We start from the raw sequence: 20,113 nt of genomic DNA, 5'->3' as shown, positions 1-20,113 counted from the left end.
TCGCCCGCCCGGGCCGGGGCCCGGTCACATGGTGCGGATCGCCACCGCGTCGCAGAGTCCCTCCAGGGCCGCCTTGGCCGCGCAGTCCGGCAGCGGGGCGAGCAGCGCCCGGGCCTGCTCGGCGTGCCGCAGGGTCTCCCGGCGGGCGCGCTCCAGCGCGGGGTGGCGGCGCAGCAGGCGCAGCGCCTCGGCGTGCAGCTCGTCGTCGGCGAGGTCCTGGGTGAGCAGCTCGCGCAGCCGGACGTCGTCCGGGTCGGCCGGGTCGGCGGGCATCTGCTCGAGCAGCAGGGTCGGCAGGGTGGGCACGCCCTCGCGCAGGTCGGTGCCGGGGGTCTTGCCGGACTCGTCGCCGTCGCTGGCGATGTCGAGCACGTCGTCGGCCAGCTGGAAGGCGATGCCGATCCGCTCGCCGAACTCGCCGAGGGTCTCCACCAGCCAGGGCTCGGCGCCGGCCATCTGCGCTCCTATCCGGCAGGCGACGGCGATCAGCGAACCGGTCTTGCCCTCCAGCACGTCCAGGTAGTGCAGCAGCGGGTCGGCCTCCGGGCCGGGGCCGCGGGTCTCCAGGATCTGGCCGGTGACCAGCCGTTCGAAGGCCTCGGCCTGCATCCGCACCGCCTCCGGGCCGAGGTCGGCCAGGACCTGGGAGGCGCGGGAGAAGAGGAAGTCGCCGGTGAGGATGGCGACCGAGTTGTCCCAGCGGGAGTTGGCGCTCTCGGCACCGCGGCGCACCGGGGCCTCGTCCATGACGTCGTCGTGGTAGAGCGTGGCCAGGTGGGTCAGCTCGACGACCACCGCGGCGGGCACCACGCCGGGCGCGCCCGGGTCGCCGAACTGGGCGGCCAGCAGGAGGAGCAGGGGGCGGAAGCGCTTGCCGCCGGCCTCCAGGAGGTGACTGGCGGTGACGGTGATGAAGGGGACGTCGCTCTTGACGGCCTCGCCGAGGGCCGCTTCCACCGCGTCCAGTCCGGCCTGGACGTCCCGGGTCAGGTCGCGGTCCTGCACGCTGAGCCCGAAGGGTTCCACGACGGTCACGAAGACCACTCCTCTGTCCCTGGTCGATCTAGCGGCCTGGTCCCTGAGTGCCGCCGCTGGCCATACAGGCAGGGTATCCGGTCGTGAGTGGATCACTGCACGGGCGTGCGGATCCTGTCATGATCGGGCCGGAAGCCCTGGTCAGGAGGGCTGTCCGGGCATTGCGGCGGTGGGGGCGAATTCGTCCGGAAATAAAGGGCTGGAGACCGGCCCGGACTTCCGGACCGATCTCCAGCCAACCGACCGGTGACGGTCAGTACGCAAACAGCGAGGCCTTGGACGCGAGGTCCAGGAAGTACTGCGGCAGCACCCCGAGAACCAGCGTCACCAGCACCCCCGCCCCGATCGCGGTCGCCGTGAAGGCGCTCGGGATGGCCACCGTCGGGCCGCCCGGCTTCGGGTCGGAGAAGAACATCAGCACGATCACCCGGATGTAGAAGAACGCGGCCACCGCCGAGCTCAGCACACCGACGACCACCAGCGGAGTCGCCCCGCCGGCCGCCGCCGCCTGGAACACCGCGAACTTCCCGGTGAAGCCGGAGGTCAGCGGGATCCCGGCGAACGCCAGCAGGAACAGCGCGAACACCGCCGCCACCAGCGGCGAGCGCCGCCCCAGCCCGGCCCAGCTGGACAGGTGGGTCGCCTCGCCCTTGGAGTCGCGCACCAGGGTGACCACGGCGAAGGCGCCGAGGGTCACGAAGGAGTACGCCGCCAGGTAGAACAGCACCGAGGACAGGCCCTGCTTGTTGACGGCGATCACGCCGGTCAGGATGAACCCGGCGTGCGCGATAGAGGAGTACGCCAGCAGCCGCTTGACGTCCTGCTGGGTCACCGCCAGCACCGCGCCCACCACCATGGTGAGGATCGCCACCCCCCACAGCACCGGCCGCCAGTCGAGCCGCAGCCCGGGGAAGGCCACGTAGAACAGCCGCAGGAACGCTCCGAAGGCCGCGACCTTGGTGGCCGCCGCCATGAAGCCGGTCACCGGGGTCGGCGCGCCCTGGTAGACGTCCGGGATCCAGGAGTGGAAGGGCACCGCGCCGACCTTGAACAGCAGGCCGACCGCCAGCATCGCCAGGCCCGTCAGCAGCAGCGCGTCGCTCTGGGTGGTGCTCAGCTGCGCCGGGGTGGTCATCGCCTTGCCGGAGATGACGTCCGCGATGTCGCCGAGCTTCACGCTGCCCGCGTAGCCGTACAGCAGCGCGGTGCCGAACAGGAAGAAGGCCGAGGCGAAGGCGCCCAGCAGGAAGTACTTGACCGCCGCCTCCTGGGAGAGCAGCCGGCGGCGGCGGGCCAGGGCGCACAGCAGGTAGAGCGGGAGGGAGAAGACCTCCAGCGCCACGAACATCGTCAGCAGGTCGTTGGCGGCGGGGAAGAGCAGCATGCCGCCGACGGCGAACATGGTGAGCGGGAAGACCTCGCTGGTGGTGAAGCCGGCCCGGATCGCGGAGCGCTCCTGCTCGCCGCCGGGGGTGGCGGCGGCCTGGGCGGCGAAGGCGTCGGCGGGCAGGCCGCCGGCCTTGGGCTCCAGCTTGCGCTCGGCGTAGGTGAGCACCGCGACCACGGCGACCAGCAGGATCACGCCCTGGAGGAACAGCGCCGGGCCGTCCAGGGCGACCGACTCCATGGCCAGCAGGTCGATCCGGGGCGCGCCGTGGCCCTGCGCGGCCAGCACCACCACGGCGACGAACGCGCCGATCAGGGCGACCAGGGCGAGCGAGACCTGGGTCCAGTGCCGCAGCCGCCGGGGCACGAAGGCCTCGACCAGGATGCCGGCCACGGCGGCGCCGAACACCACCAGCATCGGGGAGAGTTGGCCGTACTCGATGTGCGGCGCCGGGATGCCGGGGGTGTTGCCGGCGGCGGCGAGCACTGCGGTGGAGCTCACTTCTGCTCACCTCCTGAGGTGGCGGCGACCGGGTGGGCCGGCGCCGGGTCGGTCCGGTGGACCTGCGAGAGCGTCGCGTTCACCGAGGGGTTGACCAGGTCGGTGAGCGGCTTGGGGTAGACGCCGAGCAGGATCGTCAGCGCCACCAGCGGCGCCACCACGGCGAGTTCCCGGACCTTGAGGTCCGGCATGGTCCGCACCCCGTCCTTCACCGGGCCGGTCATGGTGCGCTGGTACAGCAGCAGGGCGTACAGCGCGGCCAGCACGATGCCGAGGGTCGCGATGACGCCGATCGCCGGGTAGCGGGTGAAGGTGCCCACCAGCACCAGGAATTCGCTGACGAAGGGGGCCAGCCCCGGCAGCGACAGGGTGGCCAGGCTGCCGATCAGGAACGTCCCGGCGAGCACCGGGGCGATCTTCTGCACCCCGCCGTAGTCGGCGATCAGCCGGGAGCCGCGGCGGGAGATCAGGAAGCCGGCCACCAGCAGCCACGCGGCGGTGGAGAGGCCGTGGTTGACCATGTAGAGGGTCGCGCCGCTCTGGCCCTGGCTGGTCAGGGCGAAGATGCCCATGATGATGAAGCCGAAGTGCGAGATCGAGGCGTAGGCGATCAGCCGCTTGATGTCCTTCTGGCCGACCGCCAGCAGCGCGCCGTAGATGATCCCGATCAGCGAGAGGACCACGATCGCCGGGGCGAAGGTCTTCGAGGCGTCCGGGAACAGCCCCAGGCAGAACCGCAGCATCGCGAAGGTGCCGACCTTGTCCACCACGGCGGTGATCAGTACGGCCGTGCCGGCGGTGGCCTCGCCCATCGCGTTCGGCAGCCAGGTGTGCAGCGGCCACAGCGGGGCCTTCACGGCGAAGGCGAAGAAGAAGCCGAGGAACAGCGCCTTCTCGGCGGTGCCGGTCAGCTGCAGCCTGCCGTCGGCGACCGCCCGGGTGAGCGTCGGCAGGTCGAAGGTGCCGAACCCCTGGTCCTGCGCGAGCACGTACAGGCCGATCACCGCGGCCAGCATCACCAGGCCGCCGAGGAGGTTGTACAGCAGGAACTTGACGGCCGCGTAGGAGCGCTGGCGCGCCGACTCGGGGCCGCCGGCCCGGTCGCCGAAGCCGCCGATCAGGAAGTACATCGGGATCAGCATGGCTTCGAAGAACACGTAGAACAGGAAGACGTCGGTGGCGTAGAAGGAGACGATCACCATCGCCTCCACCGCCAGGACCAGGGCGAAGAAGCCCTGGGTCCGGCGGCGCCCCTCGAAGGTGTCGGGGTCGACCGTGCCGCCGGGGGCCGCCGGGCCGGGATCGGCGTCGTGCCAGGAGGCCAGCATCACCACCGGCACCAGGACGGCGGTCAGCAGGGCGAGTACGGCGCCGATGCCGTCCACGCCGAGCGAGAACCCGATCCCGAACGAGCGGATCCAGCTGTACGACTCGGTCAGCTGGAAGCGGGCGCCGTGCGGATCGAAGCGGGTCGCCACCACGGCGGCCAGTGCCAGGGTGACGGCCGACACGCCCAGGGCGACGGCCTTGGTGGTCTTGCGCCGGGCCTCGGTCGACCCGGCGGGCAGGGCGGCGGTCAGCACCGCACCGGCCGCCGGGACGGCACAGGTGACGGTCAGCAGGGCGCTCATGGCCGGACCTCCCCGTGCGTTTCAGGACGAGTCATCACATGGACCTCATCAGGAGAGTCGAGGCGACCAGCACCAGCGTGCCGCCGAACATGGAGAGCGCGTACGAGCGGACGAAACCGGTCTGGACCCTCCGCAGCCTGCTGGACAGACCCCCGATGACGGCGGCCAGGCCGTTGACGACGCCGTCCAGGCCGCGGCTGTCGAAGTAGACCAGCGTGGCGGTCAGCGCCGAGCCCGGCCGCACCAGCACGGCGTGGTTGAAGTCGTCCTGCAGCAGGTCCCGGCGGGCGGCCCGGGTGAGCGGGGAGCCGACCGGCGGGACGACCGGGACGGGCGAGCGACCGTACATCAGGTACGACAGACCGACGCCGGCCAGCATGCAGACGGTGGTCAGCCCGGTGACGGTCCACGCGGTGAGCGGCGAGTTGCCCTCGCTGTGCCCGGTGACCGGCTCCAGCCACTTCAGGAAGGAGTCGTTGATATCGAAGAGCGCGCCGGCGAACACCGAGCCGACGGCCAGCAGGATCATCGGGATCGTCATGGTCTTCGGCGACTCGTGCGGGTGCGGGAGGTCGCCCTTGTCGTCCGGCTGCCAGCGCTTCTCCCCGAAGAAGGTCAGCAGCATCACCCGGGTCATGTAGAACGCGGTGACCGCCGCGCCGACCAGCGCGCACAGGCCGAGGACCCAGCCCTCGGTGCCGCCCTTGGCGAAGGCGGCCTCGATGATCCGGTCCTTGGAGAAGAAGCCGGACAGGCCCGGGAAGCCGATGATCGCGAGGTAGCCCAGGCCGAAGGTGACGAAGGTGACCGGCATGTACTTGCGCAGGCCGCCGTAGTGGCGCATGTTCACCTCGTCGTCCATGCCGTGCATGACCGATCCGGCGCCGAGGAACAGCCCGGCCTTGAAGAAGCCGTGGGTCACCAGGTGCATGATCGCGAAGGCGTAGCCGATCGGCCCGAGCCCGGCCGCCAGCACCATGTAGCCGATCTGCGACATGGTCGAGCCGGCCAGCGCCTTCTTGATGTCGTCCTTTGCGCAACCGACGATCGCACCGAACAGCAGCGTGACCGCGCCGACCACCACCACGGCGGTCCGCGCGTCCGGCGCCAGGTCGAAGATCGCCGAGGAGCGGGTGATCAGGTAGACGCCGGCGGTCACCATGGTGGCCGCGTGGATCAGGGCCGAGACCGGGGTCGGGCCCTCCATGGCGTCCCCGAGCCAGGACTGCAGTGGCACCTGGGCCGACTTGCCGCAGGCCGCGAGCAGCAGCATCAGGCCGATCGCGGTGAGCTTGCCCTCGCTCGCCTGCTGCACCCCGCCGAAGACCGGGTCGAAGGCGAAGGAGCCGAACTCGGCGAACATCAGCATGATCGCGATCGACAGGCCCATGTCGCCGACCCGGTTGACGATGAAGGCCTTCTTCGCCGCCGTCGCCGCGCTCGGCTTGTGCTGCCAGAAGCCGATCAGCAGGTACGAGGCCAGGCCCACGCCCTCCCAACCGAAGTACAGCAGCAGGTAGTTGTCGGCCACCACCAGCAGCAGCATGGCGGCGAGGAACAGGTTCAGGTACGCGAAGAAGCGGCGCCGGCGCTCGTCGTGCGCCATGTAGCCCACCGAGTACAGGTGGATCAGGGTGCCGACACCGGTGATCAGCAGGACGAAGGTCATCGACAACTGGTCGAGCCGGAAGGAGATGTCGGCCTGGAAGCCGTTCACCGGGATCCAGCTGAACAGGTGCCGGGTCACCGCCCGGTGTTCGGTGTCCCGGCCGAGCATGTCCGAGAACAGGGCCAGGCCGAAGCCGAACGAGAGTGCGGCGAGTGCGGTGGCCAGCCAGTGGCCGAACCGGTCCAGCGCCCGGCCGCCGAGCAGCAGCAGGGCGGCGCCGGCCAGTGGAGCCGCCACCAGCAGCGGAATGAGAGAGTTCACCGAGGCCCTCCGCCTACAGCTTCATCAGATTGCTGTCGTCGACCGAAGCGGAGTGCCTGGTCCGGAAGATGGAGACGATGATGGCGAGGCCGACCACGACCTCGGCCGCCGCGACCACCATCGTGAAGAACGCGATGATCTGGCCGTCCAGGGTCCCGTGCAGCCGGGAGAACGTCACCAGCGCGAGGTTCGAGGCGTTCAGCATCAGCTCGACGCACATAAACAGCACGATCGCGTTGCGCCGGATCAGCACCCCGGACGCGCCGATGGTGAACAACAGGGCCGACAGATACAGGTAGTTGACCGGGTTCACTGCGCGCCCTCCTCTTCGCCGCCGCCGGTCTGCGTGCCGTTGGCGGGCCCGGTGCCGTTGGCGGGCTTGGTTCCGTTGGCGGCCTTGGTGCCGTGGTTGGCGGCCGCGGGCTCCAGCGACCTGCGCGGTCCGGTCACCGCCGGCCGCTCCGAGGACGGCCGGCCCAACCAGTCCGAGGTGGCGTTCTCCAGCTCCGCCATCCGCTTCAGCATGTCCTGGCTGACGTCCCGGATCTGCCCGCGCTCGCGCAGCGTCGACATCACCGAGTCCTCGGCGACGGTGCCGTCCGGCAGCAGCGCCGGAACGTCCACCGCGTTGTGCCGGGCGTACACGCCCGGAGCCGGCAGCGGCGGCAGCTGGATGTTGTCCCTGACCCGCTGCTCCGCCAGCTCGCGCTGGGTCTTCGGGGGCTTCACGTGCTCCCGGTGGGTCAGCACCATCGCGCCGATCGCCGCGGTGATCAACAGCGCGCCGGTGACCTCGAAGGCCCAGACGTAGCGGGTGAAGATCAGCCGGGCCAGGCCCGGCACGTTGCCCTCGGCGTTCGCCTCGGCCAGGCCGGTGAAGTGGTTCAGCTTCGCGTTGGCGATCGCGGCGATCAGCAGCACGCCGAAGCCCAGCCCGCAGAGCACCGCGGCGAACCGCTGGCCCTTCAAGTGCTCCTTCAGCGAGTCCTCGCTGGTCACGCCGACCAGCATCACCACGAACAGGAACAGCATCATGATCGCGCCGGTGTACACGACGATCTGCACCACGCCCAGGAACACCGCGCCCTGGGCCATGTAACAGACCGCCAGCGCCATCATGGTGGCCGCCAGGCAGAGCGCGCTGTGCACGGCCTTGCGCATCAGCAGCATGCCGAGCGCGCCGCCGACGGCGATCACCGCGAGCACCCAGAACTGGACGGCCTCGCCGGTGGAGGTCGTCCCGGCCGCGGCCGCGAGGTGCGTCGTCATTGCTGCACCTCCTTCTCCCGGCCGGTGCGCTCCTGCTGGACCGTCCCGGGCGCCGCCGCGGTGACCTCGCCCCGGTAGTACGCGCCCTCGTCGGCGCCCGGGAAGATCGCGTGCGGGGTGTCGACCATGCCCTCGGACAGGCCGACCAGCAGCTGCTCCTTGGTGAAGATCAGGTCCCGGCGGGAGGAGTCGGCCAGCTCGTACTCGTTGGTCATGGTCAGCGCGCGGGTCGGGCAGGCCTCGATGCACAGCCCGCACAGGATGCAGCGGGCGTAGTTGATCTGGTATACCGCGCCGTAGCGCTCGCCGGGCGAGTAGCGCTCCTCGTCCCGGTTGTCCGCGCCCTCCACGTAGATCGCGTCGGCCGGGCAGGCCCACGCGCACAGCTCGCAGCCGACGCACTTCTCCAGCCCGTCCGGGTGCCGGTTCAGCTGGTGACGGCCGTGGAAGCGCGGAGCGGTGGGCTTCTTCTGCTCCGGGTACTGCTCGGTGAGCCGCTTCCTGAACATGGCCTTGAAGGTCACGCCGAAGCCTGCGGCCGGGCCGAGGACCGACGGCCGGTCGGCCCGCTCGTCCCTGCCCGTCTGGTCGGACGACATCGCGGATCAGCTCCCTTCGGAATGGTCGGCCCCGTTGAGGGCGTCCTGCAGTTGCTTCGGGGTGCGCTTGGGCCTGCGCGGCACCGGCGGGAGCTCCTGGCCGGGCAGCGGCGGCACCGGGTACCCGCCCGCCATCGGGTCGAACTCACCCTTCGGCGCGGCCTCGTCCTCGGACGTCCCGGCGGCCTGCGGCGGCTTCCTCAGGAAGTCCCGTGCCAGCGCCAGCAGCAGGATCACGCCGACCGGCGCACCCACGTAGAGCACCACCTCGCCGAAGCCGTAGCCCTCGTTGCGCAGCGCCCGCACGCTCGCGATCAGCACCAGCCAGACCAGCGAGACCGGGATCAGCACCTTCCAGCCCAGCTTCATGAACTGGTCGTAGCGGAACCGGGGCAGCGTGCCGCGCAGCCAGATGAAGAAGAAGACCAGCAGCTGGATCTTCAACGTGATCCACAGCATCGGCCACCAGCCGTGGTTGGCGCCCGCCCAGAAGGTCGACACCGGCCAGGGGGCCCGCCAGCCGCCCAGGAACAGCGTCGAAGCCACCGCCGAGACGGTCACCATGTTGATGTACTCGGCCAGCATGAACATCGCGAACTTCAGCGACGAGTACTCGGTGTTGAAGCCGCCGACCAGCTCGCCCTCGGCCTCCGGGAGGTCGAACGGCGCCCGGTTGGTCTCACCGACCATCGCGATGACGTAGACGATGAACGAGACCGGCAGCAGCGCCGCGAACCAGGTCGGCTGCTGGTGCGCCACGATCTCGGAGGTCGACATCGAACCCGAGTAGACGAACACCGCCGCGAAGGACAGGCCCATCGCGATCTCGTAGCTGATCATCTGCGCGGAGGAGCGCAGCCCGCCGAGCAGCGGGTACGTCGAGCCGGAGGACCAACCGGCCAGCACGATCCCGTAGATGCCGACCGAGGCCGTCGCCAGGATGTACAGCAGCGCCACCGGGAAGTCGGTCAGCTGCAGCGGCGTCCGGGTGCCGAAGATCGACACCTCGTTGCCGGCCGGGCCGAACGGGATCACCGCGAAGGCCATGAACGCGGGGATGGCGCAGACGATCGGGGCCAGGATGTAGACCACCTTGTCCGAGCCCTTGACCACCAGGTCTTCCTTCAGCGCCAGCTTCACGCCGTCCGCCAGCGACTGCAGCAGGCCCCACGGGCCGTGCCGGTTCGGCCCGATGCGCAGCTGCATCCAGGCCACCACCTTGCGCTCCCAGACGATCGTGATCAGCACCGTCACGACCAGGAAGGCGAAGCAGAACACCGCCTTCAGCAGGACCAGCCACCACGGGTCCTGGCCGAAGAAGTGGAGCGTCTCGTACGGCTGCGGAGTCATCGGTCCTCCCCTTCGCGGCCGGCCCGGTCCTTGTCCTCGACGGCGGCCGGTTCCGGCGTGGCCGCGGCGATCGTGACCAGGTGGCCGACGGTGGTGCCGAGCGTGCGGTGGGCTCCGCCCGGTGTGGAGTTGAGCGGGATCCAGACCGTGCGGTCCGGGAGCGAGTCGGTGACCTCCAGCGGGAGGATCACCGAGCCGGCCGGACCGGTCACCCGCAGCGCGGGCGACGCCTCGGCGTCGATCTCCTTCGCGGTGGCCGTCGAGATCCGGGCCACCGCCCGGTGCCGGGTGCCCGCCAGGTGCGGATCGCCCTGCTGCAGCACCCCGTTGTCCAGCAGCTGGCGCCAACCCGCCAGCACCGCCTGGCCGGTGGCCGGGCGGGGCAGCACGCCCGGGTGCGCCGCCGGGTCGGCCGCGCGGTCGCCCCGCCAGGGCTCGAAGCGGTCGAGCTCCAGCCGGGCCGCGCGGACGTCCGGCAGGCCCAGCCGGTGGCCCAGCGCGTCCGCGAGCATGGTCAGTGCCCGCAGGTCGGACGGGAGGTGCCGGCCCATCTGCTGGTCGGGCTTGAGCGCGGCCTCGAACATCCGCACCCGGCCCTCCCAGTCCAGGAAGGTGCCCGCCTTCTCCGCCACGGCCGCCACCGGCAGCACCACGTCCGCCCGCGCCGTCACCGCGGAGGGCCGCAGTTCCAGCGACACCACGAACCGCACCGCCGCCAGCGCCTCGTCGGCCAGCGCCGGATCGGGCAGGTCGTCCGGGTCCACCCCGCCGACCAGCAGCGCGTCCAGGTCGCCCTGGGCGGCCGAGGCCAGGATCTGACCGGTGTCCCGGCCGGGCCGGGAGGGCAGCTCCGCCACCCCCCAGACCGCGGCCGCCTCCGCCCGGGCCGCCGGGGCGGCCACCGGACGGCCGCCGGGCAGCAGGCACGGCAGCGCGCCGGCCTCCACCGCGCCGCGCTCACCCGCCCGGCGCGGCACCCAGGCCAGTGCGGCCCCGGTCGTGTGCGCCAGCCGCAGCAGCGCCGTCAGCGCGCCCGGCACGGCCGCCAGCCGCTCGCCCGCGAGGATCACCGCGCCGGGGCGGCGCAGCAGTTCGGCCGCCTGCCCGGTCTCGTCGTCCAGCGGCTCGTCCGCGGCCAGCGCCGCGAACCACTCCGGCTCGGTGCCGGGGGCGGCCGGCAGCAGCACGCCGCGCAGCTTGGCCAGGCCCCGGGAGGCGAAGGCCGCCACCGAGTAGACCTTCAGCCCGCGGGCGCGGGCGGCCTTGCGCAGCCGCAGGAAGACGATCGGCGACTCCTCCTCCGGCTCGAGACCCGCCAGCAGCACGGCCGGGGCCTGCTCCAGCCGCTCGTACGTGACGCCGTCGCCGGACACGTCCACTCCGCGCCCGGCGACGGCGGCGGCCAGGAAGTCCGCCTCCTCGCCGCTGTGCGGGCGGGCCCGGAAGTCCACGTCGTTGGTGCCGAGCACCACCCGGGCGAACTTGGCGTAGGCGTACGCGTCCTCGACCGTCACCCGGCCGCCGGCCAGCACGCCGGTACGGGCTCCGCGCAGCCCTTCGGCCGCCCGGGCCAGCGCCTCCGGCCAGGAGGCGGGCACCAGTTCGCCGTCCACCCGCACCAGCGGGGTGGTCAGCCGGTCCCGCTGCTGGGCGTAGCGGAAGGCGAACCGGCCCTTGTCGCAGTTCCACTCCTCGTTGACCGCCGGGTCCTCGCCGGCCAGCCGGCGCAGCACCTTGCCGCGCCGGTGGTCGGTGCGCTGGGCGCAGCCGGACGAGCAGTGCTCGCACACGCTCGGCGAGGAGACCAGGTCGAAGGGGCGGGAGCGGAAACGATAAGCCGCCGAGGTCAGCGCACCGACCGGACAGATCTGGATGGTGTTCCCGGAGAAGTACGACTCGAAGTCGTCCCCCTCCCCGGTGCCGACCTGCTGCAGCGCGCCGCGCTCCACCAGGTCGATGAACGGGTCCCCGGCGATCTGCTGGGAGAAGCGGGTGCAGCGCGCGCACAGCACGCAGCGCTCCCGGTCCAGCAGCACCTGGCTGCTGATCGGCACCGGCTTCTCGAAGGTACGCTTCATGCCCTCGAAGCGGGAGTCCGCGCCGCCGGTGGACATCGCCTGGTTCTGCAGCGGGCACTCGCCGCCCTTGTCGCAGACCGGGCAGTCCAGTGGGTGGTTGATCAGCAGCAGCTCCATCACGCCGCGCTGGGCCTTCTCGGCCACCGGCGAGCTGAGCTGGGTGCGCACCACCATGCCCTCGGCAACCGGGATGGTGCAGGAGGCGACGGGTTTGCGCTGGCCCTCGATCTCGACGATGCACTGCCGGCAGGCGCCGGCCGGATCCAGCAACGGGTGGTCGCAGAAGCGCGGGATCTGGGTGCCGATGGTCTCGGCGGCCCGGATCACCAGGGTGCCCTTGGGCACCTGCACTTCGACGCCGTCGATGGTGAGCGTGACCAGTTCGACCGCGGGCTTCTCTGCCGTGGAGGCGGTTGGCTCTGTGATCGTCACGCGTGCACCTCCCTTTCGGTGGCGGACTGGTGGCCGGGGCGGGGGCCGTCGGCCCAGACGGTGGAGGCGGCCGGGTCGAACGGGCAGCGGCGCTCGGCGAGGTGCTGCTCGTACTCGGCGCGGAAGTGCTGGAGCGAGGAGACGATCGGACTGGCCGCGCCGTCGCCCAGCGCGCAGAAGGACTTGCCGTTGATGTTGTCGGCGATGTCGAGGAGCTTCTCCAGATCCCCCTCGACGCCCTCGCCCGCCTCGATCCGCTTGAGCAGCTGGACCAGCCAGTAGGTGCCCTCGCGGCAGGGGGTGCACTTGCCGCAGGACTCGTGGGCGTAGAACTCCGTCCAGCGGGTGACCGCCCGCACCACGCAGGTGGTCTCGTCGAAGACCTGCAGCGCCTTGGTGCCGAGCATTGAGCCCGCCGCGCCGACGCCCTCGTAGTCCAGCGGGACGTCGAGGTGCTCGTCGGTGAACATCGGGGTGGAGGAGCCGCCCGGCGTCCAGAACTTCAGCCGGTGCCCCGAGCGGACGCCGCCGCTGAGCTCCAGCAGCTGGCGCAGGGTCACGCCGAGCGGGGCCTCGTACTGGCCGGGGTTGGTGACGTGGCCGGAGAGCGAGTAGAGGGTGAAGCCGGGGGACTTCTCGGTGCCCAGGCTCCTGAACCACTCCTTGCCCCGGGCCAGGATCGGCGGCACGGAGGCGATCGACTCGACGTTGTTCACCACCGTCGGGCAGGCGTACAGGCCGGCGATCGCCGGGAACGGCGGCCGCAGCCTCGGCTGGCCGCGCCGGCCCTCCAGCGAGTCCAGCAGGGCCGTCTCCTCACCGCAGATGTAGGCGCCGGCGCCGGCGTGCACGGTGATGTCGAGGTCCACGCCGGAGCCGAGGATGTTCCGGCCCAGCAGCCCGGCCTCGTACGCCTCGGCGACGGCCGCGTGCAGCCGGCGCAGCACCGGGACGACCTCGCCGCGCAGGTAGATGAAGGCGTGGTCGCAGCGGATCGCGTAGGACGCGATGATCATGCCCTCGATCAGCGCGTGCGGGTTGGCGAACAGCAGCGGGATGTCCTTGCAGGTGCCCGGCTCGGACTCGTCCGCGTTCACCACCAGGTAGTGCGGCTTGCCGTCGTTCTGCGGGATGAACTGCCACTTCATCCCGGTGGGGAAGCCGGCGCCGCCGCGGCCGCGCAGCCCGGCGTCCTTGACCAGGGCGATCACGTCGTCCGGTGGCATGGCCAGGGCGGCCTTGAGCCCCTCGTAGCCCTGGTGGCGCCGGTAGGTGGCGAGCGTCCAGGGCCGGCTGTCGTCCCAGCAGGCCGACAGGACGGGGGTGAGCAGCTTCTCGGCCGGCTCGGCAGAGGTCATCACGCTTCGGTCCCTTCCTGTCCGGGCTCCTCGTGGCGGGGGGAGACGACCTTGGTGCCGCCGGTGCCGGGCAGCGCCTCGCCCCGGGAGAGCCGCAGGCCGGCCAGCGAGGGGGCGCCGCCGGCGCCGGACTCGTCGTTGGCGCCGGGGCGCTCGTCGGGGAAGCCGGCCAGGATCCGGGCGGTCTCCTTGAAGCCGCACAGCCGGGCGCCCCGGGTGGGCCGCACCTCGCGGCCGGCCCGCAGGTCGTCGACCAGCTTCTTGGCGCTCTCCGGGGTCTGGTCGTCGAAGAACTCCCAGTTGACCATCACCACGGGCGCGTAGTCGCAGGCGGCGTTGCACTCGATGTGCTCGATCGAGACCTTGCCGTCCTCGGTGGTCTCGTTGTTCCCGATCCCCAGGTGCTGCTGGAGCTCGGCGAAGATCTGGTCGCCGCCGAGCACCGCGCACAGGGTGTTGGTGCAGACCCCGACGTGGTACGTCCCGGCCGGGCGCCGCCGGTACATGGTGTAGAAGGTGGCGACGGCGGTGACCTCGGCGGTGGTGAGCTCCAACTGCTCGGCGCAGAACCGGATCCCGGTCGGGCTGACGAAGCCCTCCTCGGCCTGCACCAGGTGCAGCAGCGGCAGCAGTGCCGAGCGGGACTGCGGGTAGCGGCCGATCAGCTCGGCGGCGTCGGCGGCCAGCCGGGCGTGCACCTCCTCGGGGTACGGCGGGGCCGGCAGCGCCGGCAGGCCGAGTTCGACGTTGGTCACCGGTCCACGCCTCCCATCACCGGGTCGATCCCGGCCACCGCGACGATCACGTCGGCCACCTGGCCGCCCTCGCACATCGCCGCCATCGACTGCAGATTGGTGAACGACGGATCCCGGAAGTGGACCCGGTACGGGCGCGTCCCGCCGTCGCTGACCACGTGCACGCCCAGCTCGCCCTTGGACGACTCGACCGCCGCGTACGCCTGGCCGACCGGGACCCGGAAGCCCTCGGTGACCAGCTTGAAGTGGTGGATCAGGGCCTCCATCGAGGTGCCCATGATCTTGCGGATGTGGTCGAGCGAGTTGCCGATGCCGTCAGGGCCGACGGCTAGTTGGGCGGGCCAGGCGATCTTCTTGTCGCCCACCATGACCGGGCCCGGGCGCAGCCGGTCGAGGCACTGCTCGACGATCCGCAGCGACTGCCTCATCTCCGCCAGCCGGATCAGGAAGCGGCCGTAGGAGTCGGCGCTGTCCGCCGTGGCGACCTCGAACTCGTAGTCCTGGTAGCCGCAGTACGGGTCGCTCTTGCGCAGGTCGTGCGGCAGGCCGGTGGCGCGCAGGACCGGGCCGGTGGCGCCGAGGGCCAGGCAGCCGGCCAGGTCCAGGTGGCCGACGTCGACCAGCCGGGCCTTGAACACCGGGTTGTCGGTGGCGAGCTTGTCGTACTCGTGCATCCGGGAGCGGAAGACCTTGACCGCCTCGCGGATCTGGTCGACGGCGCCGGGTGGCAGGTCCTGGGCGAGGCCGCCGGGGCGCACGTACGCGTGGTTCATGCGCAGGCCGGTGACCAGCTCGAAGACGTCCAGGAACAGTTCGCGGTCCCGGAAGCCGTAGGTCATCAGCGTGGTGGAGCCGATCTCCATGCCACCGGTGGCCAGGCAGACCAGGTGCGAGGAGATCCGGTTGAGCTCCATCATCATCACGCGGATGACGTTGGCCCGCTCCGGGATGTCGCCGGTGATGCCGAGCAGCTTCTCGACGCCCAGGCAGTAGGCGGTCTCGTTGAACAGCGGGGTCAGGTAGTCCATGCGGGTCACGAAGGTGGTGCCCTGGACCCAGTTGCGGAACTCCAGGTTCTTCTCGATGCCGGTGTGGAGGTAGCCGATGCCGCAGCGGGCCTCCTTCACCGTCTCGCCGTCGATCTCCAGGATCAGCCGGAGCACGCCGTGGGTGGACGGGTGCTGGGGGCCCATGTTGACGATGATGCGTTCGTCGTCGGCCCGGCCGACCGCCTCGACCACCTCGCCCCAGTCGCCACCGGTGACGGTGAAGACCCGGCCTTCGGTGGTGTCGCGGGCCTGCGCCTCCTCGGCCCCGCCGGGAGTCTGTTCGTAGTGCCGGGTGCTCATCAGCTGTACGACCTCCGCTGGTCGGGTGCCGGGATCTGGGCGCCCTTGTACTCGACGGGGATGCCGCCGAGCGGGTAGTCCTTGCGCTGCGGGTGGCCCAGCCAGTCGTCCGGCATCATGATCCGGGTGAGCGCCGGGTGGCCCTCGAAGACCAGCCCGAAGAAGTCGTAGGTCTCGCGCTCGTGCCAGTCGTTGGTGGGGTAGACGCTCACCACGGAGGGGATCCGCGGGTCCGCGTCCGGGGCGGTGACCTCCAGCCGGATCAGCCGGCCGTGGGTGATCGAGCGCAGGTGGTAGACCGCGTGCAGCTCGCGGCCCTGGTCACCGGGGTAGTGCACGCCGCTGACACCGAGGCACAGTTCGAAGCGCAGCGCCGGGTCGTCGCGCAGGGTGCGGACGGTCTTCAGCAGGTGCTCGCGCTCGATGTGGAAGGTGAGCTCGCCGCGGTCGACGACGGTCTTCTCGATCACCTCGGCCGGGTCCAGGCCCTGTTCCTCCAGGGCGCCCTCCAGCTCGTCGGCGACCTCGTCGAACCAACCGCCGTACGGGCGTTCGCTGGGCCCGGGCAGGGCGATCGGGGCAATCAGGCCGCCGAAGCCGGAGGTGTCGCCGCTGTCCTGGCTGCCGAACATGCCCTGGCGGCGGCCGACCACCTCGACCGGGATCTCGCGGACGGGCTGCCCGGGGACGGGCAGCTCGGGGACCGGCTGCTCGCGCTCCGGCTGCTGGGGGTCCGGCTGCTGGGGGCGGGACTCGGGTGCCTGCTCGTTCATCGCAGCTGCCCCCTCATCTCGCTGAGCGGGGTGGCCTTGAGGGCGAGGGCCTCGCCGAGTTCCTCGGCCCGGCGCCTGTTCACGCCCAGCGGCTCGTGCTGGATCTTGTCGTGCAGCTTCAGGATGGCGTCCATCAGCATCTCCGGGCGGGGCGGGCAGCCGGGCAGGTAGATGTCCACCGGGACGATGTGGTCGACGCCCTGGACGATCGCGTAGTTGTTGAACATCCCGCCGGAGGAGGCGCAGACGCCCATCGAGATGACCCACTTGGGGTTGGCCATCTGGTCGTACACCTGGCGCAACACCGGGGCCATCTTCTGACTCACCCGACCCGCGACGATCATCAGATCGGCCTGCCGGGGGGAGCCCCGGAAGACCTCCATGCCGAACCGGGCCAGGTCGTAGCGGCTGGCGCCGGTGGTCATCATCTCGATCGCGCAGCAGGCCAGACCGAAGGTGGCCGGGAAGAGTGACGACTTGCGCACCCAGCCGGCGGCCGTCTCCACGGTCGTGAGCAGAAAGCCGCTCGGCAGCTTCTCCTCGATTCCCATCAGATCCCTCTCAATGCCCTCAAGTGCTCTGGTACGTCGACCGGTTCCGGCTTGTCCGCTCGTTCACAAGCGGTCGCGCGCCGGTCGACGGGTGGAACGGAACGACCACCCCGCGCTCAGTCCCACTCCAGGCCGCCGCGGCGCCACACGTAGGCGTACGCGACGAAGACGGTGGCGATGAACAGGAGCATCTCGACCAACCCGAAGATCCCCAGGGCGTCGAAGGTCACCGCCCAGGGGTAGAGGAAGACGATCTCGATGTCGAAGACGATGAAGAGCATCGCCGTCAGGTAGTACTTGATCGGGAACCGACCGCCGCCCACGGGCTGCGGGGTCGGCTCGATGCCGCACTCGTACGCCTCCAGCTTGGCCCGGTTGTAGCGCTTGGGGCCGGTGAGTGAGGCCATCACGACGGAGCCGACCGCGAACGCCGCCGCGATGGCACCGAGTACGAGGATCGGCGCGTAGGCATTCATTGCCCCGCTCCCTCCGTCCAGTCGTGCTTGACTGCAGATCGGAACCGACGGGTCACGCTCCGGTGAACCCGCCCTCCAGTTCCCGGGATCCGCCCCATGTGAGGCAGTTCACAAACCCTGGAGTGAGCGCATCCTATGCCCGTCGGCTTGTGATCTGCGACACGCAGTTCAACGGGAACTTTGTGATCTACGACACTCTGCGATTGGTGGCGAATGTGAACATGCCCAGAGTTGTCAACGCAAAGGAGTCAAATGGTCACAAGCAGTCCCAATCACCAGTGAAGTGGCTGGTCAGCGGCGCGTTCCTATATCAACTACGCGCGACGGAAGGCAAATTTCCGGGCGCCATGTTGACGTGTTATGGCGGCTCACCCGCAGGGGTGGCGGGGGGCGGAACGTGCGCTTGACCCTTCGTTCACAAGGGGGTGGGAGGGCGGAGGTTGCTGCTGCGGGGGTGGCCCGCCCCCTGCCCCTCCTCTCTTCGCGCTGCCGCTCCACCGCCCCGTCCCTCGGGGGCGCCGCCCGTGGCCTCCCGGGGGTCGGCGCGGGTTGCTGGTTGCCGCTTACCGGTTGCCGGCCGCCTGCTCCCATACCCAGGCCGCGATGCCCACCCGGTTACGGGCGCCGAGCTTGCGCTGGATGCTGGCGAGGTGGTTCTTCACCGTCCCCGGTGAGATGAACAGCCCGGCGCCGATCTCGGCGTTGGTCGCACCGTCCGCCACCTGCTCGGCGATCTCCCGCTCCCTCGCGGTCAATTCCTCCACCGGCCCGGCTATCAGCGGGCCCGTGGCACCCGCACCGGAGCCCGCCCCCTGCTTCGGCACCACGTTCTGCTCCGCTCCCGGAAGCGCCATGTGCCGCAGCAGCCGCACGGTGACCTGCGGGCTGATCAACGCGTCCCCGGCCATCGCCGCCCGGACCGCCTCGATCAGCAGCACCGGCCCCGAGCGCTTCAGCAGGAATCCCGCCGCCCCGTACCGCAGCGCCGCGTGCACGTACTCATCCAGGTTGAAGGTGGTCACCACGACCACCTTATGCTGGCCGGCCAGCTGCCGGGTGACCTCCAGACCGTCGAGCTTCGGCATCCGGATGTCCGCGAGCACCACGTCCGGCCGCAGCCTCCTGGCCTCGGCCACCGCCGCATCGCCGTCCGCCACCTCGGCCACCACCGTGATGTCCGGCTGGGCGTCCAGGATCATCCGGAATGCGCTACGCACGTCTGCCTGGTCGTCCGCGATCAAGACCCGGACCGGCCCCGTACTGCTGCTCATTCCTGTGTCTCCCCTGCCCCTGTGCCGTCACCTGCCGCTGGGCCCACGCCTGCGCCCGCCCGTGTTCCTGCTCCCGCTCCCGCTCCTGTGCCTGTGGCTGCGCCTGCGCCTGCGCCTGCGGTGACCGGCATCGGCTTCTGCGATCGAGCCGGCGCGCCGGCAGCCGCGTTCAACGGCAGCATCGTCGTGACCCGCCAGCCCTCGCGCCGGTACGGACCGGCTTCCAGCGAGCCGCCGAGAGCCTCCGCCCGGGCCGCCAACCCTGAAAGCCCGCTCCCTCCGCTCCGACGCGGACGCCCGCCCGGGACCGGTGCCCCGCCGTCGTTGGTCACGGTCAACTCCAGCCGTCCGCCGTTGCGGCGGGCCCGGACCTCGACCGTCCGCGCGGTCGGCGCGTGCCGCCGGACGTTGGTCAGAGACTCGACCACGATCCGGTGGACAGTGCTCTCCACCTCGCGCGGCACCGGCCCCTCGGGCAGCTCCACCCGCACCTCGGCGCCGCCGGTAGCGGTGAACTGCTCGGCCACCTGGGCGAGTTCGGCCAAGCCAGGCTGCGGGCTCCGATCACCCGCCTCGTCGCTGCGCAGCAGCTGCACGGTCCGGTCCAACGAGGCCAGGGCCCGCTGCCCGGCCTGCTCTATCCGCTCGAACATCTCGGCCGCCCGTGCCGGGTCGAGGGAAGCCAGATACGCACCTGCCTGAGCCTGGGCGACCATGCCGCTGACGTCGTGCGCCACGAAGTCGTGCAGGTCATGCGCCAGTTCGAGGCGCTGAGCTCGCCGGGCCTCGGCCACCGCCCTGGCCCGGCCATCGTCCAGGCCTCGGAGGTAGAGCCCGATCAGCACGGCCGGCAGGCACAGCATCGACCCGAAGCCGAAGAGCGTGAGCGCGTCGGACGGCCCCTCGACGACCGTGAAGCGGGACGGCCAGAGGGCGACCGCTCCACTCGCGGTCCAGGCCGCCGCCGCGCACCTCGGGCCCTCCTCGCCGCGGAGGGTCAGGAGGACCGCCAGCAGCAGAGCGGCCACCTCGACCAGCCCGACCGCTCCGGACAAGCGGTTCTCCTCCGTCCAGCGGCCGGCGAACCAGAGGGTGACCGAGACCGCCACCGACACCGCGCCGAGCACGGTCGTCACGGCGGCCAAGCCGTGGCGCCGTCGGACCGCCCAGGCCGGAAGCAACAGGGCCGGGACAACCAGCCAGAGCATCTGAGTCATCGTCACCACCTCTCGTCGACTGCCGTCACATTACGACGCGGTCCGGAGGCTGCGCCTGTGTCGATCGGCATATTCCACGAGCGGATTGAACAGGGCGAACAGCCCGATCAGCACTGCCGCAGCTGCCTGGCGAACCTCCAGTCTTGAGCCA

Annotated in this window: 17 protein-coding genes; all 17 read right to left on the bottom strand. The window is 71.0% G+C overall.

The window, feature by feature from the left end:
• Window positions 1-24: 24 nt before the first annotated feature.
• The 17 genes from ACZ4WV_RS07015 to ACZ4WV_RS06935 all read right to left on the bottom strand — a co-directional run bounded on the left by ACZ4WV_RS07015 (window position 25) and on the right by ACZ4WV_RS06935 (window position 19,962).
• Window positions 25-1,035 (bottom strand): polyprenyl synthetase family protein, encoded by a 1,011-nt coding sequence (locus tag ACZ4WV_RS07015; protein ID WP_465743596.1) that lies wholly within the window; start codon window positions 1,033-1,035, stop codon window positions 25-27.
• 253 nt (window positions 1,036-1,288) lie between these two features.
• Window positions 1,289-2,923: an NADH-quinone oxidoreductase subunit NuoN gene (gene nuoN / locus ACZ4WV_RS07010; RefSeq protein ID WP_465743594.1), complete on the bottom strand. Its 1,635-nt coding sequence runs from the start codon at window positions 2,921-2,923 to the stop codon at window positions 1,289-1,291.
• On the bottom strand, window positions 2,920-4,554 hold the full coding sequence (locus tag ACZ4WV_RS07005; protein ID WP_465743592.1) for an NADH-quinone oxidoreductase subunit M: 1,635 nt from the start codon (window positions 4,552-4,554) through the stop codon (window positions 2,920-2,922). Before ACZ4WV_RS07005 ends, nuoN begins: the two co-directional genes overlap by 4 nt.
• A gap of 34 nt (window positions 4,555-4,588) precedes the next feature.
• Window positions 4,589-6,484 carry an NADH-quinone oxidoreductase subunit L gene (gene nuoL, locus ACZ4WV_RS07000; protein ID WP_465743590.1) on the bottom strand — a complete coding sequence of 632 codons (1,896 nt, stop codon included), beginning with the start codon at window positions 6,482-6,484 and terminating at the stop codon, window positions 4,589-4,591.
• Window positions 6,485-6,497: 13 nt separating this feature from the next.
• On the bottom strand, window positions 6,498-6,797 hold the full coding sequence (gene nuoK, locus ACZ4WV_RS06995) for an NADH-quinone oxidoreductase subunit NuoK (RefSeq protein WP_188309222.1): 300 nt from the start codon (window positions 6,795-6,797) through the stop codon (window positions 6,498-6,500).
• Complete coding sequence (locus ACZ4WV_RS06990; RefSeq protein WP_465743588.1) at window positions 6,794-7,753, bottom strand: NADH-quinone oxidoreductase subunit J; 960 nt, start codon at window positions 7,751-7,753, stop codon at window positions 6,794-6,796. Before ACZ4WV_RS06990 ends, nuoK begins: the two co-directional genes overlap by 4 nt.
• Window positions 7,750-8,352 (bottom strand): NADH-quinone oxidoreductase subunit NuoI, encoded by a 603-nt coding sequence (nuoI, locus tag ACZ4WV_RS06985; protein ID WP_465743586.1) that lies wholly within the window; start codon window positions 8,350-8,352, stop codon window positions 7,750-7,752. Before nuoI ends, ACZ4WV_RS06990 begins: the two co-directional genes overlap by 4 nt.
• Before the next feature lie 6 nt (window positions 8,353-8,358).
• Complete coding sequence (nuoH, locus tag ACZ4WV_RS06980) at window positions 8,359-9,702, bottom strand: NADH-quinone oxidoreductase subunit NuoH (protein ID WP_465743584.1); 1,344 nt, start codon at window positions 9,700-9,702, stop codon at window positions 8,359-8,361.
• Entirely contained in the window at window positions 9,699-12,212 is a 2,514-nt protein-coding gene (locus ACZ4WV_RS06975; protein WP_465743582.1) for an NADH-quinone oxidoreductase subunit G, read from the bottom strand. Before ACZ4WV_RS06975 ends, nuoH begins: the two co-directional genes overlap by 4 nt.
• A complete protein-coding gene (gene nuoF / locus ACZ4WV_RS06970; protein WP_465743580.1) occupies window positions 12,209-13,570 on the bottom strand; it encodes an NADH-quinone oxidoreductase subunit NuoF in 1,362 nt (453 codons plus the stop codon). Before nuoF ends, ACZ4WV_RS06975 begins: the two co-directional genes overlap by 4 nt.
• Window positions 13,570-14,325, bottom strand: a complete 756-nt coding sequence (gene nuoE, locus ACZ4WV_RS06965; protein WP_465743578.1) for an NADH-quinone oxidoreductase subunit NuoE — start codon at window positions 14,323-14,325, stop codon at window positions 13,570-13,572. Before nuoE ends, nuoF begins: the two co-directional genes overlap by 1 nt.
• The gene (locus ACZ4WV_RS06960) at window positions 14,322-15,674 is read right to left on the bottom strand and encodes an NADH-quinone oxidoreductase subunit D (RefSeq protein ID WP_465743576.1); all 1,353 of its coding nucleotides are present in this window, start codon (window positions 15,672-15,674) and stop codon (window positions 14,322-14,324) included. The genes nuoE and ACZ4WV_RS06960 overlap by 4 nt, the downstream gene beginning before the upstream one ends.
• Entirely contained in the window at window positions 15,674-16,447 is a 774-nt protein-coding gene (locus ACZ4WV_RS06955) for an NADH-quinone oxidoreductase subunit C (RefSeq protein WP_465743574.1), read from the bottom strand. The genes ACZ4WV_RS06960 and ACZ4WV_RS06955 overlap by 1 nt, the downstream gene beginning before the upstream one ends.
• Complete coding sequence (locus ACZ4WV_RS06950; protein ID WP_465743572.1) at window positions 16,444-16,998, bottom strand: NuoB/complex I 20 kDa subunit family protein; 555 nt, start codon at window positions 16,996-16,998, stop codon at window positions 16,444-16,446. Before ACZ4WV_RS06950 ends, ACZ4WV_RS06955 begins: the two co-directional genes overlap by 4 nt.
• A 116-nt stretch (window positions 16,999-17,114) precedes the next feature.
• On the bottom strand, window positions 17,115-17,474 hold the full coding sequence (locus ACZ4WV_RS06945; protein WP_030060100.1) for an NADH-quinone oxidoreductase subunit A: 360 nt from the start codon (window positions 17,472-17,474) through the stop codon (window positions 17,115-17,117).
• A 563-nt stretch (window positions 17,475-18,037) separates the two neighbouring features.
• Window positions 18,038-18,745, bottom strand: a complete 708-nt coding sequence (locus ACZ4WV_RS06940) for a response regulator transcription factor (protein ID WP_465743570.1) — start codon at window positions 18,743-18,745, stop codon at window positions 18,038-18,040.
• On the bottom strand, window positions 18,742-19,962 hold the full coding sequence (locus ACZ4WV_RS06935; RefSeq protein WP_465743568.1) for a sensor histidine kinase: 1,221 nt from the start codon (window positions 19,960-19,962) through the stop codon (window positions 18,742-18,744). Before ACZ4WV_RS06935 ends, ACZ4WV_RS06940 begins: the two co-directional genes overlap by 4 nt.
• Between the last annotated feature and the right edge of the window lie 151 nt (window positions 19,963-20,113).

This window comes from Kitasatospora sp. NPDC029312, assembly GCF_055569215.1.
This window is presented reverse-complemented; position numbering and strand designations above follow the sequence as displayed.

Coding starts and splice junctions, on each gene's coding strand:
- ACZ4WV_RS07005 (WP_465743592.1), bottom strand. CDS start 4,554: ATGAGCGCCCTGCTGACCGTCACCTGTGCCGTCCCGGCGGCCGGTGCG.
- ACZ4WV_RS06990 (WP_465743588.1), bottom strand. CDS start 7,753: ATGACGACGCACCTCGCGGCCGCGGCCGGGACGACCTCCACCGGCGAG.
- nuoI (WP_465743586.1), bottom strand. CDS start 8,352: ATGTCGTCCGACCAGACGGGCAGGGACGAGCGGGCCGACCGGCCGTCG.
- nuoH (WP_465743584.1), bottom strand. CDS start 9,702: ATGACTCCGCAGCCGTACGAGACGCTCCACTTCTTCGGCCAGGACCCG.
- nuoF (WP_465743580.1), bottom strand. CDS start 13,570: ATGACCTCTGCCGAGCCGGCCGAGAAGCTGCTCACCCCCGTCCTGTCG.
- ACZ4WV_RS06960 (WP_465743576.1), bottom strand. CDS start 15,674: ATGAGCACCCGGCACTACGAACAGACTCCCGGCGGGGCCGAGGAGGCG.
- ACZ4WV_RS06955 (WP_465743574.1), bottom strand. CDS start 16,447: ATGAACGAGCAGGCACCCGAGTCCCGCCCCCAGCAGCCGGACCCCCAG.
- ACZ4WV_RS06950 (WP_465743572.1), bottom strand. CDS start 16,998: ATGGGAATCGAGGAGAAGCTGCCGAGCGGCTTTCTGCTCACGACCGTG.
- ACZ4WV_RS06945 (WP_030060100.1), bottom strand. CDS start 17,474: ATGAATGCCTACGCGCCGATCCTCGTACTCGGTGCCATCGCGGCGGCG.
- ACZ4WV_RS06940 (WP_465743570.1), bottom strand. CDS start 18,745: ATGAGCAGCAGTACGGGGCCGGTCCGGGTCTTGATCGCGGACGACCAG.
- ACZ4WV_RS06935 (WP_465743568.1), bottom strand. CDS start 19,962: ATGACTCAGATGCTCTGGCTGGTTGTCCCGGCCCTGTTGCTTCCGGCC.